The sequence below is a fragment of the Geomonas ferrireducens genome, from assembly GCF_004917065.1.
Taxonomy (GTDB): domain Bacteria; phylum Desulfobacterota; class Desulfuromonadia; order Geobacterales; family Geobacteraceae; genus Geomonas; species Geomonas ferrireducens.
Window position 1 is genome coordinate 1,452,280 of the sequence record NZ_SSYA01000001.1, and the last position, 14,102, is coordinate 1,466,381.

Here is a 14,102-nt window from a genome sequence, read left to right on the forward strand (position 1 = left end):
GGAGAATTTATGCATATTGTAAACCCTGAATTTGTAATAGAGGATAATGTTGACGGTATGGAAATGCTCCGTAATATCGAAAAATATGGACGAACCTGTTATAAGAGCGAAGACAAAGTTTCTGACAATTCTGCCCTTTCCTTTGTTGAAATGATACTGAAGCGAGGACACGAATCCGTACTGGAGCATGAAAAGGTCACCGTAAGGATCATCTGCGACAGAGGTGTAACCCATGAGATCGTAAGGCACCGTATTGCTAGCTACAGCCAGGAGAGCACCCGATATTGTAACTATAGTAAGGATAAGTTTGGCAATGAGATTAGTGTTGTTTCACCCTGTTTTTTTGGAGAACAGAGTGCAGACCGCAAATACCGTGTATGGAAGCAAGCGATGGAAAATGCTGAGAAGTCCTATTTTGAGCTATTGAGCCTCGGTGCTTCTCCCCAGGAAGCGCGGTCAGTCCTGCCGAACTCCTTGAAAACAGAAATTGTTATGACTATGAACCTTAGGGAATGGCGGCACTTTTTTCGTCTTCGCACATCTACCTTAGCGCATCCTCAAATGAGGGAGGTTGCTGAACCTTTACTGAAAGAATTTCGCAAGCGAATTCCTATCATCTTTGATGGTCTCTGAGGAGAAAGAGTGTAGGGATCTGGGGTCAGGCTTGCAAAGTTGCAAAGTTAGGTTAGCTTTGGCTAATGGCTCGCCGGCAGCGGATACATTTTCCTGGTGCTCACTATCATGTCATCCTGCGCGGGAATGACCGGCAGGATATTTTCTACGATGAGGTGGACCGGTACAAGTTCTACCTGCTTCTCCAGGAGGGGATCGAAAGGTTTGGCCATTCGATCCTCTCTTTTTGTCTGCTGACAAACCACGTTCATCTCATCTGCCAGTGGAATCTGGGGTCAGGCTTGCAAAGTTTCAAAATTGGGTTAGCTTTAGCTAATGGCTCGCCGGCAGCGGATACATTTTCCTGGTGCTCACTATCACGTCATCCTGCGGGGTAACGACCGGCAGGATATTTTCTACGATGAGGTGGACCGGTACAAGTTCTACCTGCTTCTCCAGGAGGGGATCGAAAGGTTTGGCCATTCGATCCTCTCTTTCTGTCTGATGACCAACCATGTACACCTCCTCTGCCAAGTCTCTGATGTCCCGCTATCAAGGATCATCCAGAACTTGGCTTTTAGGTATACCCGCTGGATAAACTGGCGGCAAAAAAGAGTCGGGCACCTCTTCCAAGGACGGTACAGGGCGATCCTGGTCGACGCCGACGAATACCTCCTTCAGTTGACCTCATATATCCACCTTAATCCAATTCGTGCGAATCTTGTAAAGGACCCTTCAGCTTATCCTTGGAGCAGCCATCGTGCTTATGTTGGCAAGGAAGTCCTGCCCTGGTTGCGGATGGAACCCGTCCTGGCCTACTTCGGCAACAACATGCAACGCGCCAGGTCCGCCTTCCTGGACTTCGTCAACGAGAACATTCAAAACGGGCACTGTGATGTCTTCAGCCACGGAGATATAGCCGATACACGTTTTCTCGGTCCGGATGACTTTGTGGATAAGATCCATGACAACATAGAACCAGAGCATATGAGGAAGCCTGCGATTCCCGAAATAATAGAGGCAGTGGAGCGCCTCTATGGGCTGACGGGCGGGGGGCTGGTTAATGCCGACAGAAGCTTCAAGATGGCAGAAGCACGTTCAATGGTGGCATGGGCGGTACGGGAAATGAGTGATGACACTCTCACAGATCTCGGTCATGTCTTTGGGCGCGACGTCACGACTCTTAGTTCGTCCATCACAAGGCTGACAGCTAGATCAAAGTCCGACCACGAAATTGCTGAACGGATGAAGAATCTTCATAAAATCCTTGTCGACTTTGCAACTTTGCAAGCCTGACCCTAGCCTATTTCCGTTGTCACGAACTCTCCCTTAGGAGGTTCATATGGCCAACTCCCGTGCGCCCCACTTCCACCGCGACCCCTTTCAACGCCCTGCCCTAACCCCAGGCCCACTAGGCCACAACGATGCCGCTTCGCCGGACACACGTCGTACACACATCGGGGACACACCGGGGCCCTTGGAATAAACGATCATGCCTCTCCATTCGTCGTTGGAAGGGATCCAAACATAACGGAGCAAAGCAGAATAATTAGCAGTGTTATCACACCTAAACCAGGAACCAGAAACCAGCTTAGAGAAGAAGATTTCGTTGATGCAGCTAAGACTTTAGGAGGTGCTTCCGTAGCGGTGATCAAGGCTTTCGCAGAAGTTGAGTCTGGTGGGAAAAGCGGCTTTGGTTCCGATGGTCTACCCGTCATTGCATATGAAGGGCATATATTTCGACGACTCACAAAAAGATTGCATGATCGACATATGCGCCTCTCATACGTGTACTTGGAAAAAGCGGGAGCGCAATGGAAGCTAAACAATCGCTCTCATTCTGTGTCATGGCAAACCCTACGTGCAGCGATGGAACTGGATGCCAATGCCGCACTCCAGTCCTGCTCCTGGGGAAAGTTTCAGATTATGGGGTTTAACCACAAAGCTTGCGGGTTTGAAAACGTACTTGATTTTGTGATGGCAATGAAGACTGGAGAGCGGGAACAATTAATGGGGTTTGTGAAGTTTTGTAAGTCGCGATCAGACTTGATTTCGGCAATAATGGCCAAAGATTTTAAGAAAATTGCCTGCTTGTACAACGGAGTTAATTATGGAGATTGTGACAAACGTATGGAGCGTAGTTACAAAAAACATTGTAATGCGGCATCAAGCTCTCCTAAAGCTTAACGTAACAGCTTTGTGGATTTTGCTTGTTTCGGTTACTTCGGCATCGGCTGGGGAACTAAAGTCAGGGGTCTACGAAAATCTAGCTATAGCAGTAGGGAGACACGGAGCCGTTGTCGGAGTTTATAAGGAAAATCAAGGGGAGGGTGTGACTAAGGACTGTTCATTCTTTCTTAGAGGCTCTTCCGCAAACAATGAAGCACGCGTAATGACTTGGAGCGATCGTTTGCTGCCGGGAACGGTGAAAGATATCCCTGGTGGGGTGGATCTCAAAATCAATAACGGGACAGATCATGCTGGATGTGGTCTCGTGTTGCTGCCACAGATTTCGACTGGAATTGTGCTCGAGTTGGTGAGGCTGACAAAATGGCTCGATCTGCAGGAAATCATTGCTGAGCGCGCTGTGTTGCACTTGGTCCCCTCCCACAAAGGGAAATTGAAAGGGGTTCTCCGCAAAGGAGCTTTGGTCGGGATACTTAGACAAAAAGATGGGTGGATGCAGGTGGAGTCGGTATTTGAGCCTCATAGTACAGTCGGGTGGATCAGATCGAGAGAAGCTGGACAGCTTATGCCACCAAACAGCCTGGACGCTGATGACCAACCACTTTCATCTCCTGCTAAGACTACAACACATTGTCTGTACCGCGAGGGATATCCTGAGTAAAGGAACTAGGGGGACGTTGTTAATATTTTGACATTTGATTAGGCACGGCTAAGCTTTCCGCATGCCAAGGTTAGCTCGACTTGATGCGGTTGGTTTGCTGCAGCACGTGATGGTCCGTGGCATCGAGAAGTCCGACATCTTCCTCGATGACAAAGACCGTTACTCTTTCCTCGATCGCCTATCAATGCTGCTGGTGAAGACCGGTACCTCGTGCTTCGCCTGGGCGCTGATGACCAACCACTTCCATCTTCTGTTGAGACCGGAAAAGTCCAAATTATCCTCCTTCATGCGCCGCCTACTCACCGGGTACGCGGTGACATTCAATCAAAGGCACAACCGTGTCGGCCATCTCTTTCAAAATCGTTACAAGTCCATTGTTTGCCAGGAAGAGCCTTACCTTCTGGAGCTGGTGAGCTACATTCACCTGAATCCTGTCAGGGCGCGCCTTGTCCAGGGCGTGGACGCATTGGACAGCTATCGCTGGAGCGGGCACGCGGTACTAATGGGGAACCACACCCTCCCGGGTCAGGTCACGGACGAGGTGCTGTGCAGATTTGGCGGCAGTTTGTCGGAAGCAAGACGGAATTATCGGTTGTTTGTCATGGAGGCTGCAGCAAAAGGTCATCGTGAGGAGTTCGTTGGAGGCGGCATGCTCAGAAGTTGTGACTTCCTTCATGCGCAGCCTGGTGCAGAGGCGTTCGATGAGCGGATCCTCGGTGGGGGCGAGTTTGTAGAAGACGTATGGCGGGTGGAACAAGATGCACACATAGAGGATATACCGTCCTTGGAATCAGTGGTCAGTGACGTTGCTGCAAGATACGGGATCAGCCCCGAAATACTATGTACATCCACCAAGGAGCGAACTGTATCAGCGGCCCGCGCAGTAGCCTGTTTCCTTGCACTGCGTGTCTTGGGATACAGCGGGGCGACCATTTCGGACTTGCTTAAGATATCTCGTGCAGGGGTAACGGTGGCTGCAAAGAGGGGAGAGACCTTGGTGAAGGACGGTGCAGCTAAAGATCTTGTCTCAAATGTAAAAATATTAACAACGTCCCCCTAGGGGGCTTTCTGGTAATAAAGGCACATCTGCTGTCTAATAGTGGTATAGTTGAAAGAGTAGAACTTTGAGGTAATGCAACTTTACGACAAGGAGTAACATCATGAGTAAAGGCCAAGACAGTAAGAAGTCATCGAAAAAGGAACCGGCAAAAACACAAAAAGAAAAGAAGGCGGACAAACGGCTCAAGAAAGAGGAAAAAGCTGTCGGTGTAAAGCTCACGATCTAAAAAGTCCACGTCTCCTCTCCTGCCTGCTCTTCACGCTACAAAATCGTCTGTAACAAATGGAGACATCATGATCCTCGCAATAGTAGTTACCTGTGTATTCGGCGCCGCCGCCTTCGCTCTGCTGAACAAGGGGCCGATGGACCGCCAATCCGCGCACAGCACGGCCTATTGGGCGCGTTACGAAGGTAAATAAACCATAAGTCGGGTCCCTTGCGGCGGCCTGCCGCAAGGGCAAGCCGCCTCTGGGAGACACGCGGAGCGGGGACGCCCATGGGTGTCCCCGACTTCTCACTTGCATACCGACGAAACACCGGTGTTCAGCAGTGAGGCCATTTTCACTTGGCTGATATGGTAACGGTTGCCAAGGCTCCTGATTTGGTCACAAAGCTATGCCGGCTTCAAGACGTCGGCTTCGGTATTCAGGGACTTCAGGCTCAGCTCGACGATGTCCCCGGCGCTCAGCTTTTTAAAGCAGGCATGGACCAGTTGTTTCGCCATGGCGTTGTATTCCGCACCCGCTACTACGTTGATTTCCGTATTGGTGGAAAGACCTATCACCTTCAGATGGACGTCGCTCCCCAGAAGCATCACTCCGATATCCTTATCGCCGCCATCGCGCATGCAGAGCTGCAAAAAGCTCATCGCCACACTTTCCCACAGCTTTGCAATCTCGAACTCCCCGGTTTCCATAAAACCTCCCTATCCTTTCGCAAGCTTGAGTAGTGCAGCCTTCTTCAACGGGGTCTTGTGCAGTTCGTTCAGGCGCTGCACGCTGACCCTTTTCAGGCAGGAAAGCACCAACTGTTCACCGACCTCACAGACGCCGGTCCCGTACACGGTCATCATGACATCGCCTGTCGGTTGCAGGATCCTGATACGCGCCGCGTTGCCGCGCGTCCCGACATCGACACGACGCTCATCTTCATTTCCCGCCGCCACATCGAGCAGCGCGAACGTAATTGCTTGGTACAACGACTGCAGTTCGAATCCCATGACCCCCCTCCTGTTGTTCGCGTGAATGGTTAGAAAATGCCAATAATATCGGTGCCTGTCAACCGGCGCCCTGACAAAAATCGGCAAGCCGTCGGCGAGCAACTGAGGAAAGCCGTTGGATGCGAAAGCATCTTCAAGAGAATTCCTGGGGGATGGGGGGAGTCGCTGAGGTTTTTGACATTCGATGGGCTCTTGCTAGAGTTTGGTCCGGAATGCGTTCTGGCGTGCAATCCACTATGACTGCAAGCGCATCGTCTGCTTCGGCGTCGATGGCTTAAAAGGAGAAATGCATGAAAAAGCCTGCAAAGAACACGATCTGCCTTTGGTTCGATGGCGACGCGGAAGAGGCGGCGCGCTTTTACGCGGGGATCTTCCCCGATTCATCGGTTGACGCGGTGCACCTCGCGCCGGGGGATTACCCGTCCGGGAAAAAAGGCGATGTATTGACGGTCGAGTTTACCGTCATGGGGATTCCTTGCCTCGGGCTCAACGGGGGACCTGAGGTCAAGCACAACGAGGCATTCTCGTTCCAGGTCGCTACTACGGACCAGGCGGAGACCGACCGGTACTGGAACGCAATCGTCGGCAACGGGGGGCAAGAGATCGTCTGCGGTTGGTGCAGAGATAAGTATGGCATCTCGTGGCAAATCACACCGGTCGCGTTGACTGAGGCGATAACAGACCCAGATCCCGCCGCGGCGAAGCGCGCGTTCGATGCCATGATGCAGATGGTGAAGATCGACATCGCCGCCATCGAGGCTGCACGTCGAGGCTGAGGTTTCAGGCTTGTTATACCGGCGAAAGGAGGCCGCAAAGCATGAGAGTGATACTTGCGTTGATCTTGGCGGTGCTTGTTGCAGGCACCGCTCCGGCGAAGGAAATTGCAGGCGTGAAGGTCGATCCACAAGTGACGGTGAATGCCGAAACGCTAACCTTGAACGGCAGCGGCATCAGGAAGAAATTCTTCGTCAAAGTCTACGTCGGCTCCCTGTATTCCGCGCGACGCCTGACGAGCGGTTCTGAAGCGCTCAGTGACACGGGTGACAAGTTGATCAGGATGGCTTTCGTGTACCCGAAGGTGGAGAAGGAGAAGATCGTCGAGGCGTTCCAGGAGGGTTTTGTGAACAACTCGCCGGAGCTTGCCGATGCTGCGGAAGTGAAGAAATTCCTCTCCTTTTTTACGGGAGACTTCAAGCGCGGTGACGAGGTCGACATCTTCCTTGGGGGCGACGGGACGGTGACGGCCAAGCACAACGGCAAGCCTCTCGGGACCCTGGTCTCCCGCCCCCTTGCCACCGCCATCTTAGCCATCTACCTCGGAGAAAAACCAGCCGACGCGAACCTGAAGAAGGGGATGCTCGGCAAGTAAGTGCCGTTTTGGCCGCTCTATCGGTTTGGTCTGGATCCTGATTTGGGCTCTTTATCCGTCATGTAATATCTCTTCTGTTTTTCGTTCCAGATCAGAGGCTCGTAGTAGTGGTCGCCAGCGACGGTAGGGTCATAGACATCCACTCTTATTTCTGTTGGTACTTCAGATTTCCAGTTTCCAAAGTAAACGGCTGGCTCGGCTGGGGCATCTGCCGGGAAAATCTCCGGGAGTGTCCCTACAACGTTCATACGATCATCAACAATGATGGTGTAAGGAAAATCCTCCCATACTTTTGCCTGTTTCGTATTGAGATAGTCTTCAGTCCAGACTGAAATAATCGAGACTACCGCTTTTGATGATTGTTCTTTCTTCAAGGGACATATTTTTGTGAATGTTAGGTACTTGTGCCATGAGGCCGGCAACTTTACAGCCCGTTGTGGATCGATAACGACACAATCTCTCGGCTTTAGTTCGGTAAAGCCAATGTAGCCTTCAGCGAAGGCAAACTGGGTTGGCCATGACAGGCATGAGGCGAGAGCTATAAAAACGGTAAAGGCTTTTTGCATGCGCTGATCTCCTCAGTTCTCCGCACCATCTGGGGACCCATATGGTGTCCCAACGTACTTATAGAAACGAACGTGTTTGAATTTTTCCCGCGACCAGGGATCCGCGATCGTTCTATCCCCTTTGCTTTTTGCTCCAGGCCAACTTCCTATCGACGTGGACATGGCAAGAGGAAATATGCCGTAGCTGGGCAGTACTTTTGACCTGCCTTCTCGGTCCAAGTAACTGTACCCGCCATGATTCTTTGGCTGACCTGGATATACAACTATCACGTGACCGTGTGTCGATTCCGCCGCGCCGCCTATGACAAGGACGCCATCATTTGCAAGTTGTGCTAGTTCATGAATCTGAACCTCTTGCCATCTGGGGCTTCTCTCCACAACTTGGAGGAGGTTGTTTGCAGTAAGGTAAGGCTGGTCGTGAACGTATTTTCTTATGACGTGCCAAACGGCATGGCTGCACGACTTGGGGTATGTATAAAAGGCTTCGTCGCAAGCAGCTTTCAACGAGTGGCATTTTTGGCAGCTGTTGTTGCCAGGCATAATCACTCCCTCCTCAACGCTTTAGGTCACCGCCTCTCGCATTAAGTATTGCAAATGAATTCGCAAGGGCAAGCCTGTCGTTAAGACCGCAAAATCTCTCCCCCCTTCATGCGTGGGGGGCAAAGGGTTGACACGCGCCGCGTGACAACATAGAGTTTAGAGGTGATAAAGACTTTCGCCGACAAAGAGACGAAGCAAGTCTTCCTTACCGGGAAGTCGAAGCGATTGCCCCCGGATCTACTAGGAAGAGCGATACGCCGTTTGGAGTATATTGACCTCGCATCTGTCCTGGACGACCTGAAGGTTCCTCCCAGCAACAGGCTGCATGCCTTGCACGGCAACCGCTTCGGGCAGTATGCCATCTCAATCAATGACCAGTGGCGGATCTGCTTTAGTTGGGACAACGGTGATGCATACGACGTGGAGATAACCGATTACCATTGAGGTGTGAAATGTTTAAAAACGATGGAGACAAAAGAGAAATACCGCCGACACATCCGGGAGCAATGCTGCGGGAAGACTTCTTGCCGGATTACGGTTTGACGGCTGGAGCGCTCGCGGGGACCTTGGGAGTATCCCGACAAACAATCAACGAGTTGTTGCGGGAGCGCAGGGCGGTAAGCCCTGGCATGGCGCTTCGGCTTTCCCGGTTTTTCGGGAACAGCCCTGAATTCTGGTTGAACGCCCAGCGGGCCGTAGACCTGTGGCAGGCGGAAAAGGATCTGGCAAAAGAACTTGCTGCGATCCGGTCGGTTCAAGCTGCGTAGAGGATACCCTCGAGTCAAAACCACCTGCCGTTTATAGCTTCGAACTCAAGCCGGTAAGAAAGAATCACTTTAAATGGCTGCCGGGGCGGGTAAGCCCCGTGTGTGCAGCTTTGTAACGTCTTGGCTGTTCCAAAAGCGGTACTTGTTCCAGCTTGGACCGCTTTTGGTGTTCCGCTTTATTCCACCTCTAAGAAGTTCCTACCCTTTTGAAAAACACCTGCCTGTAAAAATTTCATTGTTTACAAATAGTAATGGTTCATGCGCTAAGAAACAGGGCGCCGTGAATGGATGTCGGTATGTCCATTGCTATAAAGGCATTCTATTTAACTGTATCCAAATTTCAGTGCACTACAGCTGCATGACTGTGCTGATACAGTAACAAAGCTGCTTTGTATTACATGTGCAAATATTGTCATACAAAAACATCTTTTGATGAAGCAGCAATGCAGCGGCTCATAGTAAAAGCCGCTTTTTAAATAGATGCAGATGCAATGATGGAATCATTCAACCAGGGGGTAACATGCAGAAAAGTAAAATAACGATGCTGGCAGCGGTATTGGCTGTCGCAGCGAGCGCACAGTCAGTGCAGGCCTTCGAGATAGGCGGGGCCAACGGGTGGAAGTTCTCCACGGACGGCTTCCTCAACGTCTTCGCTACCTACGAGTCGGTCGGACGGCGCCCGGCCGGCGTCATCGGGGGCGAGATCGGCGGCGACCAGACGGGTACGGGCGAGAGCCAGCAGCAGTTCAGGGTGAGAACGGGCCTGCTCCCGGTGGGCGTGGGGCTGAACATCCAGTCTCCCACCACCAACGGCGTGGATTACGCGGTACGTCTCGGACTCTACCCGCAGGTTCAGAACAACGGAGGGAGCCGCACCGACCTTTCGCCGAACATCGACTTCCGCGAGATCAACATGACCGCGACCGGCGCTTTCGGCCAGGTCCTTGCCGGCCGTGCCATCAACCTCTACCAGGCCAAGAACATCCTCACCGACATGACCCTTTTCGGGGCCGGGGTGATCGGGCCGGTGAACAACGGGCCGACCATGGGGCACATCGGCTACGGCTACCTCTACCCCAACTTCGGGGCCCAGATCAGGTACACGACGCCGGATATGAGCGGCTTCAAGGTGGCCGTCAGCGTGAACGACACGAACGACATCGGTGCGGCGACGATCCGTAACGTACCGCGCCTGGAGAGCGAGATCTCCTACGCGAAGGATTTCTCCGGTGGTAAGTTCCAGGGATGGGTGTCCGGGCTTTACCAGCAGGCAAGCTTCTCCTCCGCCCAGACGGTCACCGTTCCGGTGACGCTCAACCCGGACGGCAGCATCACTCCTGAGCATACCGTTGCGGCGGTGCGTCCGGGCGGCCACGTCACCTCGGTTGGCGGGGCGGGGGGCGTGCAGCTCGATGTGGGTGGGCTTCAGCTGCTCACTTCCTGCTACGGCGGAAAAGCGCTAGGCATGTTGGGGATGCAGGGGGCGGACGCGCTCTCCGCGGACGGCAGGGAGAGGACCAACTGGGGCTTTTTGAACCAGGCGACCTACAAGGTGACCCCAGTGGTTAAGTTGGGCGTCAACTACGGCCAGAGCAGGGCGGAGCTTGTCGGCAACGACACGGAGCTGAACATCCAGAAACAGCAGGCGGCGGTGGTTGCGGTTACTTACAACGTGAACCCGTTCGTCCAGATCATCGGGGAGTACACTTGGGCGCAGGATCGCTGGTTCAATGGGGCGACACAGGACGCCAACATCGGGGCAATCGGGACATTCATATACTGGTAGAGATTTCGCCACCTGCGAGGCTGCGGGTGGCGAAAATTCCCCCCCGTCCCCCACTTCGCAAAGGTTCTTTAGGAAATTCCGGGGAAGCATGTGTGCGTTAGTCTCGAAGCAGTGAGCATGGCATCAGGTTCCCCCCTTTGCGAAGGGGGGGCAGGGGGGATTTGCCTTAGTCCGACCTTACGAGCATCAGCTGACGCTGCGGTTACGCACGCTGTTACAGCAAATGACGGTTGCCGAACAACTTGTCCATGAGGAAAACGACTCCGTTCAACCGGCGGAAGTCTTCAACAAAAGCAAATCCCCCCGTCCCCCCTTCGCAAAGGGGGGAGCGTGAGGTCACCTGCGGCGCTTAGTGGGAACTGACACATGGTTCCCCAGAATTCCACGACCGGGGCACCGCGTTTTGCTTGCATCGACTCTAAAAAGTGGCTAGAGTCCGGTTCATGTCACTGGAACAGTACCTTAGCGAGCAAGGCAACAGCATGGAGATCGGGCTGGTGCTCCTGTCGGAGGATTGGCAGGTGCTCGGCATGAACGAACATGCCTTGCGCGTGGCTGGTCCGGACATGGCACCGGTGGGCCAGAACCTGTTTCAGATGCATCCTCCGAAGAGCCGGGAGAAGGTCCGCGGCGTCCTGAACGAGTTGTCAGGGCTGCAGGAGTCAAAGTCGAGATCGATGGTGATCGATTTCCTCGGCAAGGTACTGATGATCAGCCTGTCGCGCCTCATGGTGCCGGGGAGCGACATGGCCTGGGCGGTCTCCTTCATGGACCTCTCGGAACAGACCGGCGCCCGCACCAACCCGACAAGCGGCCACCTCGAACTGAAAAAGATGCCGATCTACGAAAACGGCGCCTTCCATTTCCTCTCGGCGGACCAAGTACACCTGATCGAGGCCGACGGCAATTACTGCCGCATCCACACCCCTCGCAAGAAGTTTTACCTCCTGATGAGCCTCAAGGCGGTCCTTGAGCGCTTTCCGACCGCCGACTTCCTGAAGGTACACAAGAGTTTCGTGGTTAACCTAAGACACGTGAAAGCGATCGGGCCTGCCGGGGAGAGCCGCATGATGGTCTCCTTCCACGACCCGGCCATCCCCGCCGTTCCAGTTTCCCGCCGCCTGGTGCCCGCGGTGAAGAAGGCGCTCTCGTCCGCGACCACCGTTCGTCCCTCTGATTGACCCGTTCATCAAGTTCTCCTTGAGCCTCCGGCAGCGGAGTGGGATATTGCGCGGCAACGGCGTTGCCCTGCATGGGGACATTTTCTGTTCGAAGGAGAAATGCTATGAGGTTCAGTAACTGCAGATTGATCACCCGTTTGGCGGTCCTGCTGGTCTGTCTTGCCGTCCCGGCATGGGCCGGTGCGGGCGGGGCGCAGAGCAAGGAAAAGTCCGCGCAGGCCGCGGGAACGGCCCGGTTGTCGGAGGAGATCCTGAAGAGGAGCACGGTTTTCTTTGCGGCTCCGCCGTTCATGCCGGCCGAGAACGTGTACGAGGATGTCGTGAAAGACCACGAGCAGGGGTATTTCATCGTGAGCCTGCAGTCCCGCGTCGAGTTCGCCAAGGGGCACGTGCCGGGTGCGGTGAACATCCCGTTCGAGGAAATCACGGAGCAGAAATCCCTGGCGATGTTGCCGCGCGACAAAAAAATCGTGTTGACCTGCGACGACGGGCACCGCTCCATGATGGCGTCGCTTTACTTCAACCAGCTGGGGTACAGCGCGACCACCATGCCGATGGGGCTCAGCCACTGGAACCGCGCCCAATCGGCGGCACCTTACACGGCCTCGGCGGGTTATCCGGCTAGCAAGGAGCAGACGGAAGCCGCACCCGACAAGAAGATCCCATTGGTTCCCGGCAAGGGTGCCGGGGGGGACGGGCTCATCACCGAGCGGACGAAAGCGGTGCTCGCCTCCGGCAAGTCTTTGTTCATGGACCGCTCCGAGCTTTATCGGGAGGAGGCTAAAGACGGGGGGAAGGGGGTGTTCGTCGTCAGCATCCAGCGCCCGGAGGACTACGCCATGGGGCACGTTCCCGGCGCGGCCAACATCCCGTACTCCCAGATCGCAACGATGGAGAGCCTCAGCAAGCTGCCGACGGACCGAAAGATCGTCGTGGTCTGCTACATAGGCCACATCGGGGCGGCGGTCACCCTCATGCTGAACCAACTGGGGTATGATGCCTACGATCTGCGCTTTGGTACCATGGGGTGGAACGACGCGACGGAGGGGCTTGGCAAGATGAAGGGATTTCTGCTGAGTCTCGGGCAGGACAACAAGTACCCCGTTGAGGGGGGTAAGACGAAGTAAGGCCAAGAAAAAGGCACCCGGGAAACCGGGTGCCTTTCTTCGTTAAAGGAGGGGAAACGTGCGAGGCATTTTCGCCTAGTATCTCGAACGATACCTCTCGCCGCGATAGACGGGACGGTAGAGACGGCCGTCGTATCGGCCGACATCACGACGGTAGCGCCGGTACTCGACATCGCGGTAGTGACGTATGTTCACCACCTCGTACTGAACGAAGAGCGGAGGGTAAGAAGTCCTGGGGACGTAGGTCCAGGGACCGTTGTAGTAGGGACCGCGGAACCAGTTGCCGTCGCTGTAATAATAATACTCGTTCCCGGTGTAGACGAGCTCGTAGGGGACGGAGACCGCCACGTAGGCGTTCAACTGCGGTGAGTAGATGAACTCGGGCGGCTCCTGCTCGTACTCTTCAGGTGCCGGGACGAGTACCGGCGCCGGGGGAGGCGGCGCTACCACGGGCGGTCCCGGAGGAGGGGGAGGTACGACGCGCATGGGAGCGGGCTCGGGCGGCGGCGGGGGCGGTACTGCCGCGACGCGTGTCGCTGCCGGTTGCCGCGCACCCGGGACCTGGTTGCCGTAGGTGTACATGCACTGGACGTAGGAGTTGTCGTAACGCCGCTGCGCTTCCGCGCCGTAAACCTCCGAGGCGCCGGAGCCGGCTGCGGCACCGAACAAAAGGCCGGTCGCGGCCCCGATCGCGGCGCCCGCTCCAGCGTGCCCGGAAGCGGCCCCGAGTGCTGCGCCTGCGCCGGTGCCGACCGCGGTGCCGACGACCGCGCTCGTCGCCATGTTCCGGTCATAGGTTTCCTGGACCGGAGAACCGAGCTGCGACTGCGCCCAGTTCCTGCAGGTGGAATCCTCCTGCATGAAGGTCTCGAAGGTCTTTCCCTTGGAGGGAAGGACCCTGACGCTCGGGCCGTTGGGCACGGTCACACACCCGCTCAGCATGGTAACCAACAAGATACTTTGTAGTACATGTCTTCTCATCGAATCCCCCAGCTCGTGCATCGTGCTTCGATGCGGCGTGGTCTTT

At 54.7% G+C, this 14,102-nt stretch carries 21 protein-coding genes; 15 read left to right on the forward strand and 6 right to left on the reverse strand.

Annotation, left to right across the window (positions count from 1 at the left end):
* Positions 1–9 precede the first annotated feature (9 nt).
* Complete coding sequence (gene thyX / locus E8L22_RS06255) at positions 10–633, forward strand: FAD-dependent thymidylate synthase (protein WP_136524329.1); 624 nt, start codon at positions 10–12, stop codon at positions 631–633.
* Positions 634–695: 62 nt separating this feature from the next.
* Here thyX and E8L22_RS21950 read toward each other — a convergent pair whose 3' ends face one another.
* A complete protein-coding gene (locus tag E8L22_RS21950) occupies positions 696–845 on the reverse strand; it encodes a hypothetical protein (RefSeq protein WP_342792618.1) in 150 nt (49 codons plus the stop codon).
* Here E8L22_RS21950 and E8L22_RS21955 point away from each other — a divergent pair.
* The 7 genes from E8L22_RS21955 (at position 789) to E8L22_RS21865 (ending at position 4,939) form a co-directional block, all read left to right on the forward strand.
* Positions 789–1,010 (forward strand): hypothetical protein, encoded by a 222-nt coding sequence (locus E8L22_RS21955; protein ID WP_342792613.1) that lies wholly within the window; start codon positions 789–791, stop codon positions 1,008–1,010. The two genes, E8L22_RS21950 and E8L22_RS21955, sit on opposite strands and share 57 nt — an antisense overlap.
* Positions 949–1,908 (forward strand): transposase, encoded by a 960-nt coding sequence (locus E8L22_RS06265; RefSeq protein ID WP_136524330.1) that lies wholly within the window; start codon positions 949–951, stop codon positions 1,906–1,908. Before E8L22_RS21955 ends, E8L22_RS06265 begins: the two co-directional genes overlap by 62 nt.
* A 351-nt stretch (positions 1,909–2,259) precedes the next feature.
* Entirely contained in the window at positions 2,260–2,799 is a 540-nt protein-coding gene (locus E8L22_RS21370; RefSeq protein WP_162604784.1) for an N-acetylmuramidase family protein, read from the forward strand.
* The gene (locus tag E8L22_RS06275; protein WP_136524332.1) at positions 2,723–3,460 is read left to right on the forward strand and encodes a hypothetical protein; all 738 of its coding nucleotides are present in this window, start codon (positions 2,723–2,725) and stop codon (positions 3,458–3,460) included. The genes E8L22_RS21370 and E8L22_RS06275 overlap by 77 nt, the downstream gene beginning before the upstream one ends.
* Before the next feature lie 94 nt (positions 3,461–3,554).
* A complete protein-coding gene (locus E8L22_RS06280) occupies positions 3,555–4,520 on the forward strand; it encodes a transposase (RefSeq protein ID WP_246044562.1) in 966 nt (321 codons plus the stop codon).
* Positions 4,521–4,620: 100 nt separating this feature from the next.
* A complete protein-coding gene (locus tag E8L22_RS21860) occupies positions 4,621–4,746 on the forward strand; it encodes a hypothetical protein (RefSeq protein ID WP_281276081.1) in 126 nt (41 codons plus the stop codon).
* 67 nt (positions 4,747–4,813) lie between these two features.
* Positions 4,814–4,939 (forward strand): hypothetical protein, encoded by a 126-nt coding sequence (locus tag E8L22_RS21865; protein WP_281276080.1) that lies wholly within the window; start codon positions 4,814–4,816, stop codon positions 4,937–4,939.
* A 194-nt stretch (positions 4,940–5,133) separates the two neighbouring features.
* Here the strand turns inward: E8L22_RS21865 and E8L22_RS06285 are convergent, their stop codons facing one another.
* Both E8L22_RS06285 and E8L22_RS06290 read right to left on the reverse strand, forming a co-directional pair.
* Positions 5,134–5,436 carry a hypothetical protein gene (locus E8L22_RS06285; RefSeq protein WP_136524334.1) on the reverse strand — a complete coding sequence of 101 codons (303 nt, stop codon included), beginning with the start codon at positions 5,434–5,436 and terminating at the stop codon, positions 5,134–5,136.
* A 9-nt stretch (positions 5,437–5,445) separates the two neighbouring features.
* Positions 5,446–5,739, reverse strand: a complete 294-nt coding sequence (locus E8L22_RS06290) for a hypothetical protein (protein ID WP_136524335.1) — start codon at positions 5,737–5,739, stop codon at positions 5,446–5,448.
* 290 nt (positions 5,740–6,029) lie between these two features.
* On the opposite strand from E8L22_RS06290, the gene E8L22_RS06295 reads away from it, so the two are divergent.
* Both E8L22_RS06295 and E8L22_RS06300 read left to right on the forward strand, forming a co-directional pair.
* The gene (locus E8L22_RS06295; protein WP_136524336.1) at positions 6,030–6,515 is read left to right on the forward strand and encodes a VOC family protein; all 486 of its coding nucleotides are present in this window, start codon (positions 6,030–6,032) and stop codon (positions 6,513–6,515) included.
* Between the two features lie 41 nt (positions 6,516–6,556).
* Positions 6,557–7,108 carry a chalcone isomerase family protein gene (locus E8L22_RS06300; protein ID WP_136524337.1) on the forward strand — a complete coding sequence of 184 codons (552 nt, stop codon included), beginning with the start codon at positions 6,557–6,559 and terminating at the stop codon, positions 7,106–7,108.
* A 17-nt stretch (positions 7,109–7,125) separates the two neighbouring features.
* On the opposite strand, the gene E8L22_RS06305 is transcribed toward E8L22_RS06300, so the two are convergent.
* Both E8L22_RS06305 and E8L22_RS06310 read right to left on the reverse strand, forming a co-directional pair.
* Positions 7,126–7,674, reverse strand: coding sequence for a hypothetical protein (locus E8L22_RS06305; protein ID WP_136524338.1), 549 nt, complete (start codon positions 7,672–7,674; stop codon positions 7,126–7,128).
* A 12-nt stretch (positions 7,675–7,686) separates the two neighbouring features.
* The gene (locus tag E8L22_RS06310; RefSeq protein WP_136524339.1) at positions 7,687–8,214 is read right to left on the reverse strand and encodes a hypothetical protein; all 528 of its coding nucleotides are present in this window, start codon (positions 8,212–8,214) and stop codon (positions 7,687–7,689) included.
* A gap of 162 nt (positions 8,215–8,376) precedes the next feature.
* On the opposite strand from E8L22_RS06310, the gene E8L22_RS06315 reads away from it, so the two are divergent.
* The 5 genes from E8L22_RS06315 (at position 8,377) to E8L22_RS06335 (ending at position 13,075) form a co-directional block, all read left to right on the forward strand.
* Positions 8,377–8,658 carry a type II toxin-antitoxin system RelE/ParE family toxin gene (locus E8L22_RS06315; RefSeq protein ID WP_136524340.1) on the forward strand — a complete coding sequence of 94 codons (282 nt, stop codon included), beginning with the start codon at positions 8,377–8,379 and terminating at the stop codon, positions 8,656–8,658.
* An 8-nt stretch (positions 8,659–8,666) separates the two neighbouring features.
* Positions 8,667–8,981, forward strand: coding sequence for a HigA family addiction module antitoxin (locus E8L22_RS06320; RefSeq protein WP_136524341.1), 315 nt, complete (start codon positions 8,667–8,669; stop codon positions 8,979–8,981).
* A gap of 520 nt (positions 8,982–9,501) precedes the next feature.
* Positions 9,502–10,767, forward strand: a complete 1,266-nt coding sequence (locus tag E8L22_RS06325) for a hypothetical protein (protein ID WP_136524342.1) — start codon at positions 9,502–9,504, stop codon at positions 10,765–10,767.
* 443 nt (positions 10,768–11,210) lie between these two features.
* Positions 11,211–11,948: a LytR/AlgR family response regulator transcription factor gene (locus tag E8L22_RS06330; RefSeq protein ID WP_136524343.1), complete on the forward strand. Its 738-nt coding sequence runs from the start codon at positions 11,211–11,213 to the stop codon at positions 11,946–11,948.
* A 104-nt stretch (positions 11,949–12,052) separates the two neighbouring features.
* Complete coding sequence (locus E8L22_RS06335) at positions 12,053–13,075, forward strand: rhodanese-like domain-containing protein (protein WP_162604785.1); 1,023 nt, start codon at positions 12,053–12,055, stop codon at positions 13,073–13,075.
* A 75-nt stretch (positions 13,076–13,150) separates the two neighbouring features.
* On the opposite strand, the gene E8L22_RS06340 is transcribed toward E8L22_RS06335, so the two are convergent.
* Entirely contained in the window at positions 13,151–14,056 is a 906-nt protein-coding gene (locus E8L22_RS06340; protein WP_136524345.1) for a hypothetical protein, read from the reverse strand.
* Positions 14,057–14,102: the final 46 nt, after the last annotated feature.

Coding starts and splice junctions, on each gene's coding strand:
- thyX (WP_136524329.1), top strand. CDS start 10: ATGCATATTGTAAACCCTGAATTTGTAATAGAGGATAATGTTGACGGT.
- E8L22_RS21950 (WP_342792618.1), bottom strand. CDS start 845: ATGGCCAAACCTTTCGATCCCCTCCTGGAGAAGCAGGTAGAACTTGTA.
- E8L22_RS06265 (WP_136524330.1), top strand. CDS start 949: ATGGCTCGCCGGCAGCGGATACATTTTCCTGGTGCTCACTATCACGTC.
- E8L22_RS06275 (WP_136524332.1), top strand. CDS start 2,723: ATGGAGATTGTGACAAACGTATGGAGCGTAGTTACAAAAAACATTGTA.
- E8L22_RS21860 (WP_281276081.1), top strand. CDS start 4,621: ATGAGTAAAGGCCAAGACAGTAAGAAGTCATCGAAAAAGGAACCGGCA.
- E8L22_RS21865 (WP_281276080.1), top strand. CDS start 4,814: ATGATCCTCGCAATAGTAGTTACCTGTGTATTCGGCGCCGCCGCCTTC.
- E8L22_RS06285 (WP_136524334.1), bottom strand. CDS start 5,436: ATGGAAACCGGGGAGTTCGAGATTGCAAAGCTGTGGGAAAGTGTGGCG.
- E8L22_RS06290 (WP_136524335.1), bottom strand. CDS start 5,739: ATGGGATTCGAACTGCAGTCGTTGTACCAAGCAATTACGTTCGCGCTG.
- E8L22_RS06295 (WP_136524336.1), top strand. CDS start 6,030: ATGAAAAAGCCTGCAAAGAACACGATCTGCCTTTGGTTCGATGGCGAC.
- E8L22_RS06300 (WP_136524337.1), top strand. CDS start 6,557: ATGAGAGTGATACTTGCGTTGATCTTGGCGGTGCTTGTTGCAGGCACC.
- E8L22_RS06305 (WP_136524338.1), bottom strand. CDS start 7,674: ATGCAAAAAGCCTTTACCGTTTTTATAGCTCTCGCCTCATGCCTGTCA.
- E8L22_RS06310 (WP_136524339.1), bottom strand. CDS start 8,214: ATGCCTGGCAACAACAGCTGCCAAAAATGCCACTCGTTGAAAGCTGCT.
- E8L22_RS06320 (WP_136524341.1), top strand. CDS start 8,667: ATGTTTAAAAACGATGGAGACAAAAGAGAAATACCGCCGACACATCCG.
- E8L22_RS06325 (WP_136524342.1), top strand. CDS start 9,502: ATGCAGAAAAGTAAAATAACGATGCTGGCAGCGGTATTGGCTGTCGCA.
- E8L22_RS06330 (WP_136524343.1), top strand. CDS start 11,211: ATGTCACTGGAACAGTACCTTAGCGAGCAAGGCAACAGCATGGAGATC.
- E8L22_RS06335 (WP_162604785.1), top strand. CDS start 12,053: ATGAGGTTCAGTAACTGCAGATTGATCACCCGTTTGGCGGTCCTGCTG.
- E8L22_RS06340 (WP_136524345.1), bottom strand. CDS start 14,056: ATGAGAAGACATGTACTACAAAGTATCTTGTTGGTTACCATGCTGAGC.